Source organism: Rhodopseudomonas sp. P2A-2r (assembly GCF_026015985.1).
Lineage (GTDB): Bacteria > Pseudomonadota > Alphaproteobacteria > Rhizobiales > Xanthobacteraceae > Tardiphaga.
In genome coordinates, this window is the sequence record NZ_CP110389.1 from 5086273 (window position 1) to 5102277 (window position 16005).

A 16005-nucleotide genomic window follows, 5' to 3' on the forward strand; every position below is an offset into this window, starting at 1 on the left:
CCCGCAAACCTGACGATCGCGATACGCCCCTCTCGGTGGGGCGGGATGCGACGGATTACAAACCTAGATCGATTGTCGTCAAGAGGCTGCTAGGAACAAATATCGCAGGCCGAGTTGAGGCCGTTCCCCGGACGCGGTGCACTGCGCCGCGCTTGCGGCGTGGTGCGCCGCAGGGGCCCAGCTTGTTGCCATCAAGCAAGCTGGGTCCCGGGTCTGCGCAGCAGCACTGCCGGCGATGCTGCGCATCGCCTGTGCTGCAGCGCACCCGGGACACGAAGGACGCTGCTGCGTGCCCGGCTCAGATCGTCTGATTATACGCGCCGACTTCGGGATGGGTGCGCAGCACCACATTCATCGCCTCGAACATGTCGTGCATGCGTTGCTCCGATACCGGGCTCTCGACCACTACGACCAGTTCCGGCTTGTTCGATGACGCCCGCACCAGGCCCCAGCTGCCGTCGGCGCAGGTGACGCGCACGCCGTTGACGGTGACGAGGTCGCGGATCGCCTGGCCGGCAACCTGGGCGCCATTCTTCTGCGCCTCCTCGAAGTGCTTCACCACGGCGGCGACAACGCCGTATTTGGTCTCGTCGGCGCAATGCGGCGACATGGTCGGCGACGACCAGGTTTTTGGCAGCGCGTCCTTGAGGTCGGCCATGGTCTTGCCCGGCGCGCGGTCGAGCATCTCGCAGATCGCGATCGCCGACACCAGGCCGTCGTCATAGCCGCGGCCGACCGGCGCGTTGAAGAAGAAGTGGCCGGACTTCTCGAAACCTGCCAGCGCCTTCGTCTCGAAGGTGCGGCGCTTCATGTAGGAATGGCCGGTCTTCCAGTAGGTGGTCTTGGCGCCCTGCGCCTGCAGCACCGGATCGGTGACGAACAGCCCGGTGGACTTCACGTCGACCACGAAGGTGGCGTCCTTGATGACAGCCGACATGTCGCGCGCCAGCATCACGCCGACCTTGTCGGCAAAAATCTCCTCGCCGGTGTTGTCAACCACGCCACAGCGATCGCCGTCGCCGTCGAAACCGAGGCCCACATCGGCCTTGTGCTCCAGCACCGCATCGCGGATCGCGTGCAGCATCTCCATGTCTTCCGGATTCGGATTGTATTTCGGAAAGGTGTGATCGAGCTCGGTGTCGAGCGGGATCACCTCGCAGCCGATCGCTTCCATCACCTGCGGCGCGAAGGCGCCGGCGGTGCCGTTGCCGCAGGCGACCACCACCTTGAGCTTGCGCTTCAGCTTCGGACGCCTCGTGAGATCGGCGATGTAGCGGGCCGGATAGTTTTCATGGAATTGATAGGAGCCGCCGGGCTTGTTGTCGAACTCGGCGCCCAGCACGATTTCCTTCAGCCGGTTCATCTCGTCCGGGCCGAAAGTCATCGGGCGGTTGATGCCCATCTTGACGCCGGTCCAGCCGTTGTCGTTATGCGACGCCGTGACCATCGCCACGCAGGGCACGTCGAGGTCGAACTGGGCGAAGTACGCCATCGGCGTCACCGCGAGGCCGATGTCGTGGACCTTGCAGCCGGCAGCCATCAGGCCGGTCATCAGTGCGTATTTGATCGAGGCGGAATAGCCGCGGAAGTCGTGGCCGGTGACGATCTCCGGCTTCTGGCCGAGTTCGCGGATCAGCACGCCGAGCCCCATGCCCAGCGCCTGCACGCCCATCAGGTTGATCTCCTTGCCGAACAGCCAGCGCGCGTCATATTCGCGAAAGCCGGTGGCCTTCACCATCGGCTCGGATTCATAGGCGTAGGTGTTGGGAACAAGAACGGGCTGCGGCTTGGGGAACATCGAATGGCCTCGCTGTAAGTCGTGCCAGGAAAGAAAGTCTCAACAAAAACGGGGCGCTCCAGCCCCGTTTTGTGACACTCATGGGTCGCGCGTGGCGCCCGGATTGGACGCTCAGTAGCGGTAGTGATCGCTCTTGAACGGACCCTCGGGCTTGACGCCGATATAGGCGGCCTGCTCGGGGCTGAGCTCCGACAGTTTAACGCCAATCTTGGCGAGATGCAGGCGGGCGACCTTCTCGTCCAGCGCTTTCGGCAGCACGTAGACTTCCTTCTTGTACTTGCCGTCCTTGTTGTTGGCGTAGAGTTCGATCTGCGCCAGCGTCTGGTTGGTGAAGGACGCCGACATCACGAAGGACGGATGGCCGGTGGCGTTGCCGAGGTTCACCAGGCGGCCTTCCGACAGCAGGATCATCCGCTTGCCGTCCGGGAAGGTGATCTCGTCGACCTGCGGCTTGATGTTGTCCCACTTCAGGTTCTTCAGATGCGCGATCTGGATTTCGTTGTCGAAGTGACCGATGTTGCAGACGATGGCACGATCCTTCATCGCGCGCATGTGCTCGATGGTGATGATGTCCTTGTTGCCGGTGGCGGTGACGAAGATGTCGGCGCGCGGTGCCGCGTCTTCCATGGTCACGACCTCGTAGCCTTCCATCGCCGCCTGCAGCGCGCAGATCGGATCGACCTCGGAGACCAGCACGCGGCAGCCGGCGTGACGCAATGAGGCTGCCGAACCCTTGCCGACGTCGCCGAAGCCGGCGACCATGGCGACCTTGCCGGACATCATGACGTCGGTGCCGCGGCGGATGCCGTCGACCAGCGATTCACGGCAGCCATACAAGTTGTCGAACTTCGACTTGGTGACGCTGTCGTTGACGTTGATCGCGGGCCACAGCAGCGTGCCGGCCTTCTGCATGTCGTAGAGGCGATGCACGCCCGTGGTGGTCTCTTCCGAGACGCCCATGATCGAGTCGGCGATGGCCTTGAAGTAGCCCTTCGGCTTTTCCTTGAGCTGCTTCTTCAGCAGCGCGAAGAAGATCACCTCTTCGTCGGAAGCCGGCTTGTCGAGGAAGGCGGTGTCGCCGTTCTCGGCGCGCAGGCCGAGATGCACGTACATGGTGGCGTCGCCGCCGTCATCGAGGATCATGTTGGGATAGCCGCCGCCATGCCAGTCGAACATGCGGGCGGTGTAGTCCCAGTAGTCCTCGAGGCTCTCGCCCTTGATGGCGAACACCGGAACGCCCGCGGCCGCGATGGCGGCTGCCGCGTGGTCCTGGGTCGAGTAGATGTTGCACGACACCCAGCGCACGTCGGCGCCGAGCGCCACCAACGTCTCGATCAGCACGCCGGTCTGGATGGTCATGTGCAGCGAGCCGGCGATGCGGGCGCCCTTGAGCACCTGCTTCGGGCCGTATTCCTCGCGGGTGGCCATCAGGCCGGGCATTTCCGTCTCGGCGATCGAGAGTTCCTTGCGGCCGTATGGCGCGAGCGAGATGTCCTTGACGATGTAGTCGGTGAAGCCTGCGGGGGCGGTCATGGGTTAATCCTTGTTCCTGTCCGAGAGCTGCTCCCGGACGCTAATAGTGGCGCCCTCTCCCCCAGGCGAAGCGAAGCTTCGCTAGGCGGGAGAGGGCTGCGGAGGCGGTCACTACAAACTCGTTTGGGAGAGGGGCTTTCTAAAGGCCCTCTCCCGCCTTCGCTACGCCGTAGCCGATGCTACGCATCGGCGTCCATTTAGAACGGCGGCCGAAAGGCCGCCTACGCACCCTCGCCCGCGGCGCGCTGCTTCGCAGCGCTGGGGGAGAGGGGAAGTAACTAGACGTTGCTCTTCAACACCTCGGCGAGGTCGGTCTTCTCCCAGGAGAAGCCGCCGTCCGCGTCCGGGGTCCGGCCGAAATGGCCGTAGGCGGAGGTGCGGGCGTAGATCGGCTTGTTGAGATCGAGATGCTTGCGGATGCCGCGCGGCGTCAGGTCCATCGAAGCGGCGACGGCCTTCTCGATCACCTCGTCGCCGACCTTACCGGTGCCGTGGGTATCGATGTAGATCGACAGCGGCCGCGCCACGCCGATGGCGTAAGCGAGCTGCAGCGTGCAGCGGTCGGCGAGGCCGGCGGCGACGACGTTCTTGGCGACGTAGCGGGCGGCATAGGCAGCTGAGCGGTCGACCTTGGTGGAATCCTTGCCGGAGAACGCGCCGCCGCCGTGCGGGGCCGCACCACCGTAGGTGTCGACGATGATCTTGCGGCCGGTCAGGCCGGCGTCGCCGTCGGGACCGCCGATGAAGAACTTGCCGGTCGGGTTGATGTGCCAGATGGTCTTGTCGGAGATCCAGCCATCCGGCAGCGCCTTGCGGACGTAGGGCTCGACGCAGTCACGCACCTGCTGCGAGGTCATGTCCTCGACCAGATGCTGGTGGGAGACGACGATCTCGCGCACGCCGACCGGCTTGCCGTTCTCGTACTGCACGGTCACCTGGCTCTTGGAATCCGGTCCGAGCACCTTCTCGATGCCGGCATGACGGGCTTCCGAGATCAGGCGCAGGATCTTGTGCGCGTAGAAGATCGGGGCCGGCATCAATTCCGGGGTCTCGTTGACGGCGTAACCGAACATGATGCCCTGGTCGCCGGCGCCCTCTTCCTTGTTGGTACCGGGCTGCAGGGCGTCGACGCCCTGCGCAATGTCGGCCGACTGCGGATGCAGCAGGATCTCGATGTCGGCGGTCTTCCAGTGGAAGCCTTCCTGCTCGTAGCCGATATCCTTGATCGCGGCGCGTACAACGGCCTCGATGTGATCGTTCGTGACGGACTTGGGACCGCGGGTTTCACCGGCGATCACCACCTTGTTGGTGGTGGCCAGCGTTTCGCAGGCGGCACGGATCGACCAGGGGTCCATGCCGGCCTTGGCGCCTTCGCGGAAGAACAGGTCGACGATCTCGTCGGAAATCCGGTCGCAGACCTTGTCGGGATGGCCTTCGGAAACCGATTCACTGGTGAACAGATAGGACGCGCGCATCAATCAACCCCTTTTCCGCCAAACCTCGGCGGTCCTTTCATTAAAATGTCCAAGATTGTCAGTCGCGACGCCGCGAGATGACGTAGGATTCGTCATAGAACCAGAGGCCGTTGTGCTTGCGCAGAACCTCTCGGGTGGCATCCAGGTAGCGGCCGCTTTGGGTCACTTCCGTCAAACGGTCGTCTTCGATCTGGGCGACATAGACCGCCGCGTTCCATGCTGCAAAAGCCGTCGAGGTTCCGATCGTCCCGGTGACCTCGTTCGGCAGCGCCTCCATGGCGTAGCGAAAGATCGACCGTTGATCGGAATAGGCATTGAAGTTCAGATCGCGAGCCGCTGAGCCCAGTTCGTATTTCACTGCGCGCAATAGCTCATGACGGCTGACAGCGAAAGGGTTTTCTTTGGGCCAGACGGCTTGCACGATCTCCATACCAGGGTCCTGCCCATGGGAATGGATGCCGATCAGCCGCCCGCCAGCGCGCAAGGCGCGGGCCAGTGGTGCGATGATCCGTTTGGCGCGGAAACTGACCGAAGACTTGGCCCGGTAGGGCTGCGAGGCGATAATCAGGTCGAAATTGGCCTCTGTGCGGCTGGCGCGCGGAATGATCGAGTCGAGCAGGAAGCGGTGATCCTCGCGGTAGACCACCAGCGCCACCGGCCGTTCGTAGGTCGGCATGCCCGATCGCGGGTTGATGCTGGCGCGCCAGTTATCCTCAAGAAAAGGTCCAAGTCCGGCGATCTGCGCCTCGAATTCGCCGGACGACGCCCCCGCAGCGGCACCTCGTGCCAGATCATCCCGGCGGCGGCGGCGGGCGACAGCGGCGTCAGGGTCGGCGCTTCCGCGTAATGCATGTTGGTCAGCACGAACACCGTGGCGGGGTGCTCGAACAGCCGGTCCGGCACCTTGTCGAGGGTCAGGCGGACGTCCTCGAGGCTGAGTTCCTTGCCGGCGATGTAGAACGGCATATGCGGAAAACGGCCGTGCATCGACCGCATCACCCGCGCCAGCACGGTGCCGTCGCCGACGCCGGCGTCGAACACCCGCAGCGCCGGCGGCCGCGGATGGATGCTGGCCAGTTCCAGCCCGACCCGGTCGGCAATCACCCGCTTCTCCGAGCAGGTGTGCACGAAAAGCAGGTATTTCTGACGGTTTTCGAAGAAGCGGAAATTGCTGCGGGGGTCGCGCCGCTCGATCGGCGGTTCCAGTCCGCGCGGCGGCGGCGCCCCTTCGGGCAGCGACTGGGTGATGAAGGCCTTGATCCGGTCCAGCGTATCGATGGTGATGCGCTTGCCCTCGCGCAGCCGGTGCACCAGCTTGCCGTCATTGACGGCACGGCGCCCGAAGGTCGACTCCGCCATGTCGACCTGGCGGCAATAGTCCGAAATCTGGTCGAGGATCTGGTCGTTTTTCATCAGCGGGGATAGGCCAAGTCGGTGGGCAGAAAATGGTCTAGCCCACTTCCTAGCACCATCTGCCCACAATGGAAATGGACCGTTGCTGCGTTGCAGCGTCGTGTGAAAGTCGTCGGCTTCTGCTAAGATGCGTCCACAGGATTCCCCTCCCCCACCCCAGCCACAGGTTTTCCATGCGCATCGCCATGATCGGCACCGGCTATGTCGGCCTTGTCTCCGGCGCCTGTTTTGCCGACTTCGGTCACCACGTGACCTGCGTCGACAAGGACGCCGACAAGATCGCAGCGCTTCGCGGGGAGAGATCCCGATCTTCGAACCCGGACTCGACGCGCTGGTCGCAACCAATGTGAAGGCCGGCCGGCTCGATTTCACCACCGACCTCACCGGCCCGGTCGGCCAGGCCGACGCCGTGTTCATCGCCGTCGGCACGCCGTCGCGGCGCGGCGACGGCCACGCCGACCTGTCTTACGTCTACGCCGCCGCGCGCGAGATCGCCGCCGCGCTGTCGGGCTTCACCGTGGTGATCACCAAATCCACCGTGCCGGTCGGCACCGGCGACGAGGTCGAGCGGCTGATCCTGGAAACCAATCCGGCCGCCGATGTGGCAGTCGCCTCCAATCCGGAATTCCTGCGCGAGGGCGCGGCGATCCGTGACTTCAAGTTCCCCGACCGCATCGTGGTCGGCACTTCTGATGAACGCGCGCGAAAAGCGATCGGCGAGATCTACCGGCCGCTGTCGCTCAATCAGGCGCCGGTGATGTACACCGCACGGCGCACCGCCGAGCTGATCAAGTATGCGGCCAACGCCTTTCTTGCGACCAAGATCACCTTCATCAACGAGATCGCCGATCTCGCCGAGAAGGTCGGCGCCGACGTTCAGGACGTGGCGCGCGGCATCGGCATGGACAACCGCATCGGCAGCAAATTCCTGCATGCCGGCCCCGGCTTCGGCGGCTCGTGCTTTCCCAAGGACACCCGCGCACTGGTCAAGATCGCGCTCGACCAGGATGTGCCGTTGCGCATCGTCGAGGCCGTCCTGTCCGTCAACGACAACCGCAAGCGCGCGATGGCGCGCAAGGTTTCACACGCGCTCAGGGGCAACCTGCGCGGCAAGACGATCGCCGTGCTCGGCCTGACCTTCAAGCCCGACACCGACGACATGCGCGAGGCGCCGTCGATCCCGCTGGTCACCGGCCTGCTCGACATGGGCGCCAAAGTGCGCGCCTTCGACCCGGTCGGCATGGAGGCGGCCAAGGCCGAACTCCCCGACATAACCTATTGCGCCGATGCCTATGACTGCGCCGACGGCGCCGACGCGCTGGTGATCGTCACCGAATGGGTCCAGTTCCGCGCACTGGATCTCGACCGGCTCAAGGCGGCGATGAAGCAGGCGGTGATGGTGGATTTGCGCAACGTCTACCGGCCGGAAGAGATGGCGGCGGCGGGGTTTGTGTATGAGGGCGTCGGGCGCGGGAAGGCGTGAGGCTTCCGGCCACACGCGTCTCATTCACGTGAACTCCGCAGCCGCGATCAATCCGGCAATAACACCACGCTCGCCACGGCTTCGATCTCGATCCGGAAACCGTAGTGAAGCGCGGGCACGGGAACAACCGCGCGGGCCGGCCTGACCGCGCCGGCCCATCCGGCATAAATCCGGTCGAAGGCGGGCCAGTCGTTGATGTCGGTGATGTAAACGCGAACCTGAACGAGCGCATCGATCCCGGTGCCTGCCGATGCCAGCGCGGCTGCGACATTGGCCAGCGCCTGACGCGCCTGCGTCTCGAAATTCCGGTCCGACAGCCTTGTGCCGTCGGATGCTATGGGCAATTGCCCGGACACGAACACCAGGTCGCCGGCGCGCATGGCATGGCGATAGTGCCCTCCAGGAGCCGCCAATCCGTGAAGCGTGCTCACGTTGCTATCACCAGCCATTGAAGCGCTTCCAGGTGGCCGGGGCGGCATCGCCGACAGCATGGTACTGAGAGAACTGCGCGCCGGTGGCGCAGGCGTGGTTTGGAAGGATGCGAAGCCGCGTGCCGATCGGAAAGCGATTGGCAACGGACATGGCGGCGGCATCCGGCGCGGCCAGGATCCCGTGTTCCTGGTTCGCGGCGATCATCACCAGGCGTTCCTCGATCGGCTTGCCCGCCGCATCGCATACGAGTCCGTATCCATAATCCTGCGACTGGCGGGCCGTGCCGCGGTCCCGGCTCATGGCCATCCATCCGGCATCCACGATGACCCAGCCCTTGTCCGGCTGATGGCCGATCACCGTCGTCAGCACGGACAAAGCGATATCGTCGATCGCGCAGACGCCGACATTCGTCATGAACAGGTCGAAGAACACATAGACGCCGCAGCGCACTTCCGTCACGCCGTCCAGCGCGCGGGCCGACAGCGCGGTCGGGGTCGATCCGACGCTGACGACGGGACAGGGAAAACCGGCGGCACGAAGCCGCTCCGCCGCACGAACGCTCAAGGCGCGCTCCTGCTCCGCCAGTTGCTGCAGAGAAGCGGGATCGTGCAGATCGTAGGAGTTGCCGGCATGGGTCAGCACGCCGCGAAGCGTGGCACCGCCGGTGTCAAGGATGCGGGCGATCTCGATCAGATCGGCATCCTCCGGACCGACCCCGGAGCGGTGCCCGTCGCTGTCGACCTCGATCAAAAAGTCAAAAGGTCCGCAACGTGTTTGCGCTTCGACGACGGCTCGAGCGATCGCGATCGAGTCGACGAGAATGGTGAGACGGCACCCCTGCTGGCGCAACCGCCCTGCCCGCTCGAGTTTATGCGGCGCGATGCACACCGCATAGAGGATGTCGTCGTGGCCGGCGGCAAAGAACTCTTCGGCTTCGCGCAAGGTCGAGACGGTGATGCCGGTCGCGCCCGCGGCGCGCTGCCTGTCGGCGACGGCGACGCATTTCGTCGTTTTCACATGCGGACGGAAGCTGACGCCGAAAGCATTCATGCGGTCCTGCATGCGGGCGATGTTGCGCTGCATGCGGGCGACGTCGACGATGGCGGCCGGCGTTTCGATATCGAGGAGAAATGTCATGCTCAATCCAGGTATTCGCCCTTGGCGCGCAGCACGGGCACGTCCTGCTGCAGGCCCCGTGCGATCAATGCGGTGACCGCGCCGGGTTCGAGATTGGCGCCCTGCGGCAGCTCGACGCCGACCGCGGTCATTTGCCGGGCGACATCCGGATCGGCAATGGCCGCACGCAGCGCCTCGTTCAACTTTTGCACGATGGGTGCGGATGTCCCCTTGCGCACGAAGATCGCATTCCACGAGCGCAGGTTGACGTCGGGATAGCCCGCTGCCGCCGCAGTGGCGACCTGCGGCGCCTGAGGCAGGGTCTGATCGCCGAGCACGGCGATGGCCTTGATGGTCCCGCCCAGCACCTGCGGCAGCGCGGTGGTGGTCTGGTCGCACATGAAGTCGACGTGACCGCCCATCAGATCGTTCATCGCCGGCGCCACGCCGCGATAGGGAACGTGGGTGATGTTCAGCTTCAGGCTCGACAGCAGGACGACGCAGGCATAGTGCGAAATCGATCCGACGCCGGCACTGCCATAAGTGAGCTTCTCGCGATTGGCGCGGGCATAGGCGACGAATTCCTGCAGGCTGGACGCGGGCAGGTCTTTTCGCGCCACCAGAAGCGTCGACGCCATCCCCGCAAGACCGACAGGTTCAAAGTCGGCGACCGGATCGTACGGCAGCTTCTTGAACAGCGCGACATTCGCCACATGGGTCCCGATGGTCCCGAAGCCGAGCGTGTATCCATCCGCCGGGGCCTTCATCAGCTTGGTCAGGCCGATGGTGCCGCTGGCGCCACCGATGTTCTCCAGCACGATGGATTGCTTGAGGTGAGCGGCCATGGCCTGGGCCACGCTTCGTCCGAGCGCATCGCTCGGGCCACCGGCGGGAAACGGCACGATCAACGTCAGTTGCCTGTCGGGGAAAACCTGCGCCGTCGCCGCAGAGATGTTCAATCCAACGATGAAGGCAGCCGCGAGTAAGCGAGATTTCATGAAAAATCCTCCAGCCACGGAACGAGATCATCCAGGTTTGCAGATTCTTTTCGGCCGCCGGCGCCCCTCGGGCCGCGCCAGGCCGACGCGGTTGTGCCAATAGGTGCGCAGCCCCACAGCCGACGTGCCGAACACGTCGTAGCCCGAGCCTGCGACGAAGGCGGCGTCCGCAGCCGAAACGCCCAACCTGTCCAGAGCGAGACGATAGGGGCGCGGGTCAGGCTTGTAGAAGCCGGCTTCCTCCGCCGTGACCACCACATCCCATGGCGTTTGAAGCCGCGCGGCGGCCATGCGTCCGAGGCGCGCCGAGCAGTTCGTGACCACGGCCAGACGGGTCCGCCCCGCCAGTCGGTCGAGCGCCGCCTGGGCCCCGCTCCACACCGGCAACGAGCCCCAACTGGCCTCAAGCGCGTCGGCAACCGAAACCGGAAGGCCCGTCGTGCGCGCGGCCTGCCGGACCAGATCCTCGTAGGGCACATAGGCCCCGCAGCCGTAGGTCAGACGCAGGTACTCCGCGCGCCAGGTCCGGCCTGCGGCTTCGGATCCGGCTGCGGCATTCCAGGCGCTCCAGGAATCGAGCAGCGCGGTGAGGAGATCGAAAAGAACGGCGCGGGGCATGGTCATGTCGAACCTCTATCATCCCGATCATCAGTTGTGTTTAAATGGAACTACCTCATCTGTTCAGGAAAATTGAATGATCTCGCTCGATGACCTGCGCTTCGTGGCGGCGCTGAGCCGGACCGGGTCGCTGAGCGCGGCCGCAAGAGCGCTGGACGTCACGCCGCCCGCGTTGTCCATGCGCCTGAAGCGGCTGGAAGCCAGCCTCGAAGCCAATCTCGTGGTGCGCAACTCCCGCGGACTCCGCTTCACGCCGGAAGGCGAGCAACTCGTGGAGGAAGCCAGGTCGATATTGTCCCGTGTCGAAGGTCTCGCCGACAGCCTGCGCGGCGGCGCATTTGCCGGATCGCTGCGGGTCGTGGCGCCGTTCGGTTTCGGCCGGGTCCACGTCGCTCCTGTCATGGCGGCGTTTGCCCGCGAGTATCCGCAGGTGCGTGCGACGCTGGATCTTGCGGAAGCGCCATGGAATGGCAGTGTGGAAGCCGACGTCGTGGTCCATATCGGCGCGATCCGCGACTCCTCATGGATCGCTCATCTCCTCGCGCGCAATGCACGCTGGGTCTGCGCCAGTCCCGCCTATCTCAAGCGATGCGGAACGCCGATGCATCCCCGCGACCTCCAGCAGCACGCCTGCCTGTCGGTTCGCGAAAACGAAGAAGACGTGACGCTCTGGCGTTACAAGGATCGCAACGCGTCGTCCCGGCGCTGGGAGCCGCTCCGGATAAGCCCGACCCTCACCAGCAACAATGGCGAGGTCGTTCGCGCGTGGGCCGCAGCGGGCCTCGGCATCGCGCTCCGCTCGGAATGGGACGTGGCACCTTCCGTCAAGCGCGGGGAATTGCGTCGGCTCTTCCCCACCTACGAGTTCGAAGGCGCCGATATTCTGGCGCTGGTGCCGGCGCGCCGCGGCGTCTCGGCGCGGGTGTCGCACTTTGTCGAGTGTCTGAAAGCGCGATTTCAGCCGAAGACGCCGTGGCGGATTCCATGAGGTGGCGCTCGGTCACCTGTCGGCCGGCGACGCTCTGTCGGTATATGGCCGGAGCAAATGGGCCGCGGCAGGGGCACCCGCGACAGTTGCGCCGCGGCTATCCGCACGCATGAACGTTTTGTTAACCATAATCCCGCAAGGTCACCCCGGGGGTAAACCACACTCGGAGAGACCGCCGTGCTTTCAGCAATTCAACTGTTCAGACTCGTTTCCATCCCGGTGGCGATAGCCATGTTCGTATTCGCGGCTCAGATTGCCGCCGGCCTGACACTGCGCACCGCTGAGCCGCGGATTGTCGTCAGCAGCCGCTGATTCGACGATCTTCCGTGCCCCCGCCGCCTTGCCTCCCCACCGGGAAGGCAAGACACGCGGTTCGAACTATTTGCCCCAAACCTCGTTGGCGACGTCGACGGCAAGCCGAAGCTTGGCCCACTGCTCTTCCTCGCTGAGGATGTTGCCTTCTTCCGTCGAGGCGAAGCCGCACTGCGGCGACACCGCGAGCTGCTCGAGCGGTGCGAACTTGGCCGCTTCCATCAGCCGCGCCTTGATGTCTTCCTTCTTCTCGAGCTCGCCGACCTTCGAGGTGATGACACCGACCACGACAATCTTCTTGCCCTTCGGCAGGAAGCGCAGCGGCTCGAAGCCGCCGGCACGGTCCGAATCGTATTCCAGGAAGTAGCCGTCATAGTTGGTGCCGGCCAGCAGCGTCTCCGCCACCGGCTCATAGCCGCCCGACGAAATCCAGGTGGAGCGGAAGTTGCCGCGGCAGACATGGGTGGTAATCACCATGTCGGCGGGGCGCTCGGCGATCGCGTAATTGATGATCCGCGAATAGATCTGCTGCAGGTTGTCGGCGTCCTCACCGCGGGCGCGGACCTTCTCCAGCTCGGCCTCCGAGCACAGATAGGCCCAGACGGTGTCGTCGAGCTGCAGGTAGCGGCAGCCGGCGTCGTAGAACGCCTTCACCGCCTTGCGATAGGTCTTGGCGAGATCCTCGAAGAACACTTCGATGTCCGGATAGACATCCTTGGAGATCGCCTTGCGGCCGCCGCGGAAATGCAGCACCGCCGGCGACGGGATGGTCATCTTGGCGGTGACGCCGGCGATGTCGGCATGCTTCTTAAGGAACTTGAAATGCGCCAGCATCGGGTGATCGTCGGGGAAATCCAGCTTGCCGATGACGCGGACCGATTCCTGGCGGGTCTGGATGCCGGTGAACTGGATGCCTTCGGTCTGGTACAATTCGCAGCCGGTCAGCTTGGCGAGGAAGTCGAAGTGCCACCACGAGCGGCGGAATTCGCCGTCGGTCGCCAGCTTGAGGCCGAGCGAGGACTGCTTGTGAACGACCTTCTCGATCTCCATGTCCTCGACCTTGCGCAGATCGTCGGCGGAGATCTCGCCCTTCTCGAGCTTGGCGCGGGCATCCTTGATGGACTGCGGGCGCAGCAGGCTGCCGACTTCGTCGGCACGGAACGGGGCAGTTGTTCTCAGCATGTCTTCGTACTCCCTCAATGATCTTGTCGTATCAGCTAAAACTTGCGTCCGGGACCATGACGGGCGACGGCGTTTGAGACGGTCCCGGTTCTGCGCAGCGGCATAAGAATGCCGCAGCGCGCCCGGGACAAGTGTCTATTTCGCGTCATCCCAATCCTAGTGTTTCGCCGCGCCTGCGACCCCGAGGAACCGTTCCAGCACGTGCGGATCGGCCTTGAGTGCGGCGCTGGCGGCGTCATGAACGATCCCCCCGCGTTCTAATATCACGACACGATCGGCCAGCCCGAGAATCTTTCGCGCATTCTGTTCGACGATGATCGAGCAAATGCCGCCCGCCCGGGTGATCTTGCCGAGCGCCGCCAGCAGTTCGTCGACGATGATCGGGGCGAGGCCCTCGGTCGGCTCGTCGAGCAGCAGCACCTGCGGATTGAGCACCAGCGCGCGCCCGACCGCCAGCATCTGCTGCTCGCCGCCGGACAGCTGGTTGCCGAAATTCGCCTTGCGCTCTTCCAGCCGCGGAAACATCTCGTAGACCTTCTTCACGGTCCACTCGCCGGACTTCGCCACCGCGGTCATGTTCTCTTCCACGGTCAGCGAACGGAAGATATTGCGCTCCTGCGGCACCCAGCCGATGCCAAGGCGGGCACGCTGGTCCGGCCGCAGCGACGTGACGTCGCGACCGCCGAGCCTCACGGTGCCGCTGAAGCGGCGGGTGACGCCGACAATCGAGTTGATCAGGGTGGTCTTGCCGGTGCCGTTGCGGCCGAGCAGCGCCAGCACCTGGCCCTCGCCGAGCTGCAGTGTCATCTTCGGGATCACCACGGCCTGGCCGTAGCCGGCGCACAGCTGATCGATTTCAAGCAATTCAGGCATCGGCACCCTCGCCGAGATAGACGGCCTTGACCCGCGGATCGCGCGCGACTTCGTCGGGCGGTCCCTCCACCAGCATGGCGCCGGCGACCAGCACCGAGATGCGGTCGGCAAAGGAGAACACCAGGTCCATGTCGTGCTCGATCAAGAGCACCGTGACGTCGCGCGGCAGGCTGGCCACCGCGGACAGGATATCGTGCCGTTCGCTCTCCGGCACGCCAGCGGCAGGCTCGTCGAGCAGCAGCACGCGCGGCTTGGTGGCGATCGCCACCGCGATCTCCAGCAGCCGCTGCTTGCCGTAGGGCAGCGTGGCGGTCCGCTCGTTCATGACGTCGAGCAGATGGAAGCGCGCGAGGTTTTCGGCGATCTCATCGTTGACGTCGGTGCGGGTGCCCATGCGGCGCCACCAGTCGCTGCCATGTCCGAGATGTTCGGATGCGGCGAGACCGATGGTCTCCAGCGGCGTCAGGTCCGCATACAGCTGGTTGATCTGGAAAGTGCGCGACAGCCCGCGCAGCACGCGCTTGTGCACCGGCAGCGCGGTGATGTCCTGGCCTTCCAGCAGGATGCGGCCGGAATTCGGCGCCAGCACGCCGGTCAGCAGGTTGATCACCGTGGTCTTGCCAGCGCCGTTGGGGCCGATCAGCGCGTGGCGCGCGCCGGCCTCGATCTTCAGCGAGAGGTCGCGGGTCACCTTGAGCCCGCCGAACGTCTTTTCCAGATTGACGGTTTCCAGGGCGATGGTCATGGCGCGTCACCTTCCGGCAGCATGATCGGCGCCTTCGCCCCGAAGCGGCGCATCACCAGGTTCGGCAGGTACAGCGCCCAGCGGTGCATGCGCTCGCGGCCGACCAGCACGATCACCACCAGCACCAGGCCGATCCAGAATTGCCAGTATTGCGGCGTCAGGGTCGAGAACAACTCCTGCAGCAGTTTGAAGATCACCGCGCCGATCAGCCCGCCATAGAGATAGCCGGTGCCGCCGATGATCAGTACCAGCATCAGGTCGGCCGAGCGGTCGAAGGCAAAGCCGTCGAGCGAGGCCAGCGCCGTGGTCTGGGTCGACAGCGCGCCGGCGACGCCGGCGAAGAAGGCCGCGACGGTATAGATCGCGATCAGGCGGCGATCGACGGGAATGCCGATGGCGGAGGCACGCAGCGGATTGTTGCGGATCGCGCGCAGCGACAGGCCGAACGGCGAATTCACGATCCGCCGCGCCAGCAGGAACATGACGAACAGCACGCAGAGGCAATAGATGAAGCCGACCTTGCCGAAGATGTCGAAGGAATACAGGCCGAGGATCGGCGCCATCTCGATGCCCTGCAACCCGTCGGAGCCACCGGTGATGTTGGAAAACTTGTTGGCAAGTTCGCGCAGCAGCAGCGCGATGCCCAGGGTCACCATCAGCCGCGTGAGGTCCGATCCGCGCATCACCAGGAAGCTGGTGACGAAGCCCAATGCCATCGCCGCAAAGCCGGCGACTAGCAGCGCCAGCACCGGCTCATCGACGATGTGGTGCAACGCCAGCAGACCCGCGGCGTAGCCGCCGAAGCCGAAGAAGGCGGCGTGGCCGAGCGAGACGATGCCGGCATAGCCGAGGATCAGGTCGAGCGACAGCGCGAACAGCGCCAGCCAGGCGATCTCGGTGAGGATCAGATAGCGGTTGGGAAACAGGAACACGCAACTCGCGGCAAGCAGCCAGAACACCAGCTCCGGCCAGCGCCAGCGGCCGCGCTGCATGGCGGAGTGGCCGACCTGGGAACGAAGCGTGTCGTTGACGGTCATGA

The 16005-nt window shown here is 64.7% G+C and carries 12 protein-coding genes and 2 pseudogenes; 2 read left to right on the forward strand and 12 right to left on the reverse strand.

The window, feature by feature from the left end:
- Window positions 1-298 precede the first annotated feature (298 nt).
- From ONR75_RS24580 to ONR75_RS24595, 4 genes and pseudogenes are all read right to left on the reverse strand, one after another.
- Window positions 299-1798, reverse strand: a complete 1500-nt coding sequence (locus tag ONR75_RS24580; protein WP_265079547.1) for a phosphomannomutase/phosphoglucomutase — start codon at window positions 1796-1798, stop codon at window positions 299-301.
- A 111-nt stretch (window positions 1799-1909) separates the two neighbouring features.
- On the reverse strand, window positions 1910-3331 hold the full coding sequence (gene ahcY / locus ONR75_RS24585; protein ID WP_265079548.1) for an adenosylhomocysteinase: 1422 nt from the start codon (window positions 3329-3331) through the stop codon (window positions 1910-1912).
- A gap of 278 nt (window positions 3332-3609) precedes the next feature.
- A complete protein-coding gene (gene metK, locus ONR75_RS24590; RefSeq protein WP_265079549.1) occupies window positions 3610-4806 on the reverse strand; it encodes a methionine adenosyltransferase in 1197 nt (398 codons plus the stop codon).
- 58 nt (window positions 4807-4864) lie between these two features.
- Window positions 4865-6219 (reverse strand): annotated as a pseudogene (locus tag ONR75_RS24595) (hypothetical protein).
- Between the two features lie 173 nt (window positions 6220-6392).
- Here ONR75_RS24595 and ONR75_RS24600 point away from each other — a divergent pair.
- Window positions 6393-7702: pseudogene (locus ONR75_RS24600) on the forward strand (UDP-glucose dehydrogenase family protein).
- Window positions 7703-7749: 47 nt separating this feature from the next.
- Here the strand turns inward: ONR75_RS24600 and ONR75_RS24605 are convergent.
- Genes ONR75_RS24605 through ONR75_RS24620 form a run of 4 tightly spaced genes read right to left on the reverse strand, consistent with a single transcriptional unit; the run spans window position 7750 to window position 10872 of the window.
- Window positions 7750-8133, reverse strand: a complete 384-nt coding sequence (locus ONR75_RS24605) for a RidA family protein (RefSeq protein WP_265079550.1) — start codon at window positions 8131-8133, stop codon at window positions 7750-7752.
- A 7-nt stretch (window positions 8134-8140) separates the two neighbouring features.
- Complete coding sequence (locus ONR75_RS24610) at window positions 8141-9271, reverse strand: DSD1 family PLP-dependent enzyme (protein ID WP_265079551.1); 1131 nt, start codon at window positions 9269-9271, stop codon at window positions 8141-8143.
- Between the two features lie 2 nt (window positions 9272-9273).
- On the reverse strand, window positions 9274-10248 hold the full coding sequence (locus ONR75_RS24615; RefSeq protein WP_265079552.1) for a tripartite tricarboxylate transporter substrate-binding protein: 975 nt from the start codon (window positions 10246-10248) through the stop codon (window positions 9274-9276).
- Window positions 10249-10275: 27 nt separating this feature from the next.
- The gene (locus tag ONR75_RS24620) at window positions 10276-10872 is read right to left on the reverse strand and encodes an HAD family hydrolase (RefSeq protein WP_265079553.1); all 597 of its coding nucleotides are present in this window, start codon (window positions 10870-10872) and stop codon (window positions 10276-10278) included.
- A 70-nt stretch (window positions 10873-10942) separates the two neighbouring features.
- On the opposite strand from ONR75_RS24620, the gene ONR75_RS24625 reads away from it, so the two are divergent.
- Window positions 10943-11854 (forward strand): LysR family transcriptional regulator, encoded by a 912-nt coding sequence (locus ONR75_RS24625; RefSeq protein ID WP_265079554.1) that lies wholly within the window; start codon window positions 10943-10945, stop codon window positions 11852-11854.
- Between the two features lie 378 nt (window positions 11855-12232).
- On the opposite strand, the gene ONR75_RS24630 is transcribed toward ONR75_RS24625, so the two are convergent.
- From ONR75_RS24630 to ONR75_RS24645, 4 genes are all read right to left on the reverse strand, one after another.
- On the reverse strand, window positions 12233-13348 hold the full coding sequence (locus tag ONR75_RS24630; protein WP_265079555.1) for a cobalamin-independent methionine synthase II family protein: 1116 nt from the start codon (window positions 13346-13348) through the stop codon (window positions 12233-12235).
- Window positions 13349-13504: 156 nt separating this feature from the next.
- Window positions 13505-14221: an ABC transporter ATP-binding protein gene (locus ONR75_RS24635; protein ID WP_265079556.1), complete on the reverse strand. Its 717-nt coding sequence runs from the start codon at window positions 14219-14221 to the stop codon at window positions 13505-13507.
- The gene (locus ONR75_RS24640; protein WP_265079557.1) at window positions 14214-14966 is read right to left on the reverse strand and encodes an ABC transporter ATP-binding protein; all 753 of its coding nucleotides are present in this window, start codon (window positions 14964-14966) and stop codon (window positions 14214-14216) included. Before ONR75_RS24640 ends, ONR75_RS24635 begins: the two co-directional genes overlap by 8 nt.
- Window positions 14963-16003 carry a branched-chain amino acid ABC transporter permease gene (locus tag ONR75_RS24645; protein ID WP_265079558.1) on the reverse strand — a complete coding sequence of 347 codons (1041 nt, stop codon included), beginning with the start codon at window positions 16001-16003 and terminating at the stop codon, window positions 14963-14965. The genes ONR75_RS24640 and ONR75_RS24645 overlap by 4 nt, the downstream gene beginning before the upstream one ends.
- Window positions 16004-16005 lie beyond the last annotated feature (2 nt).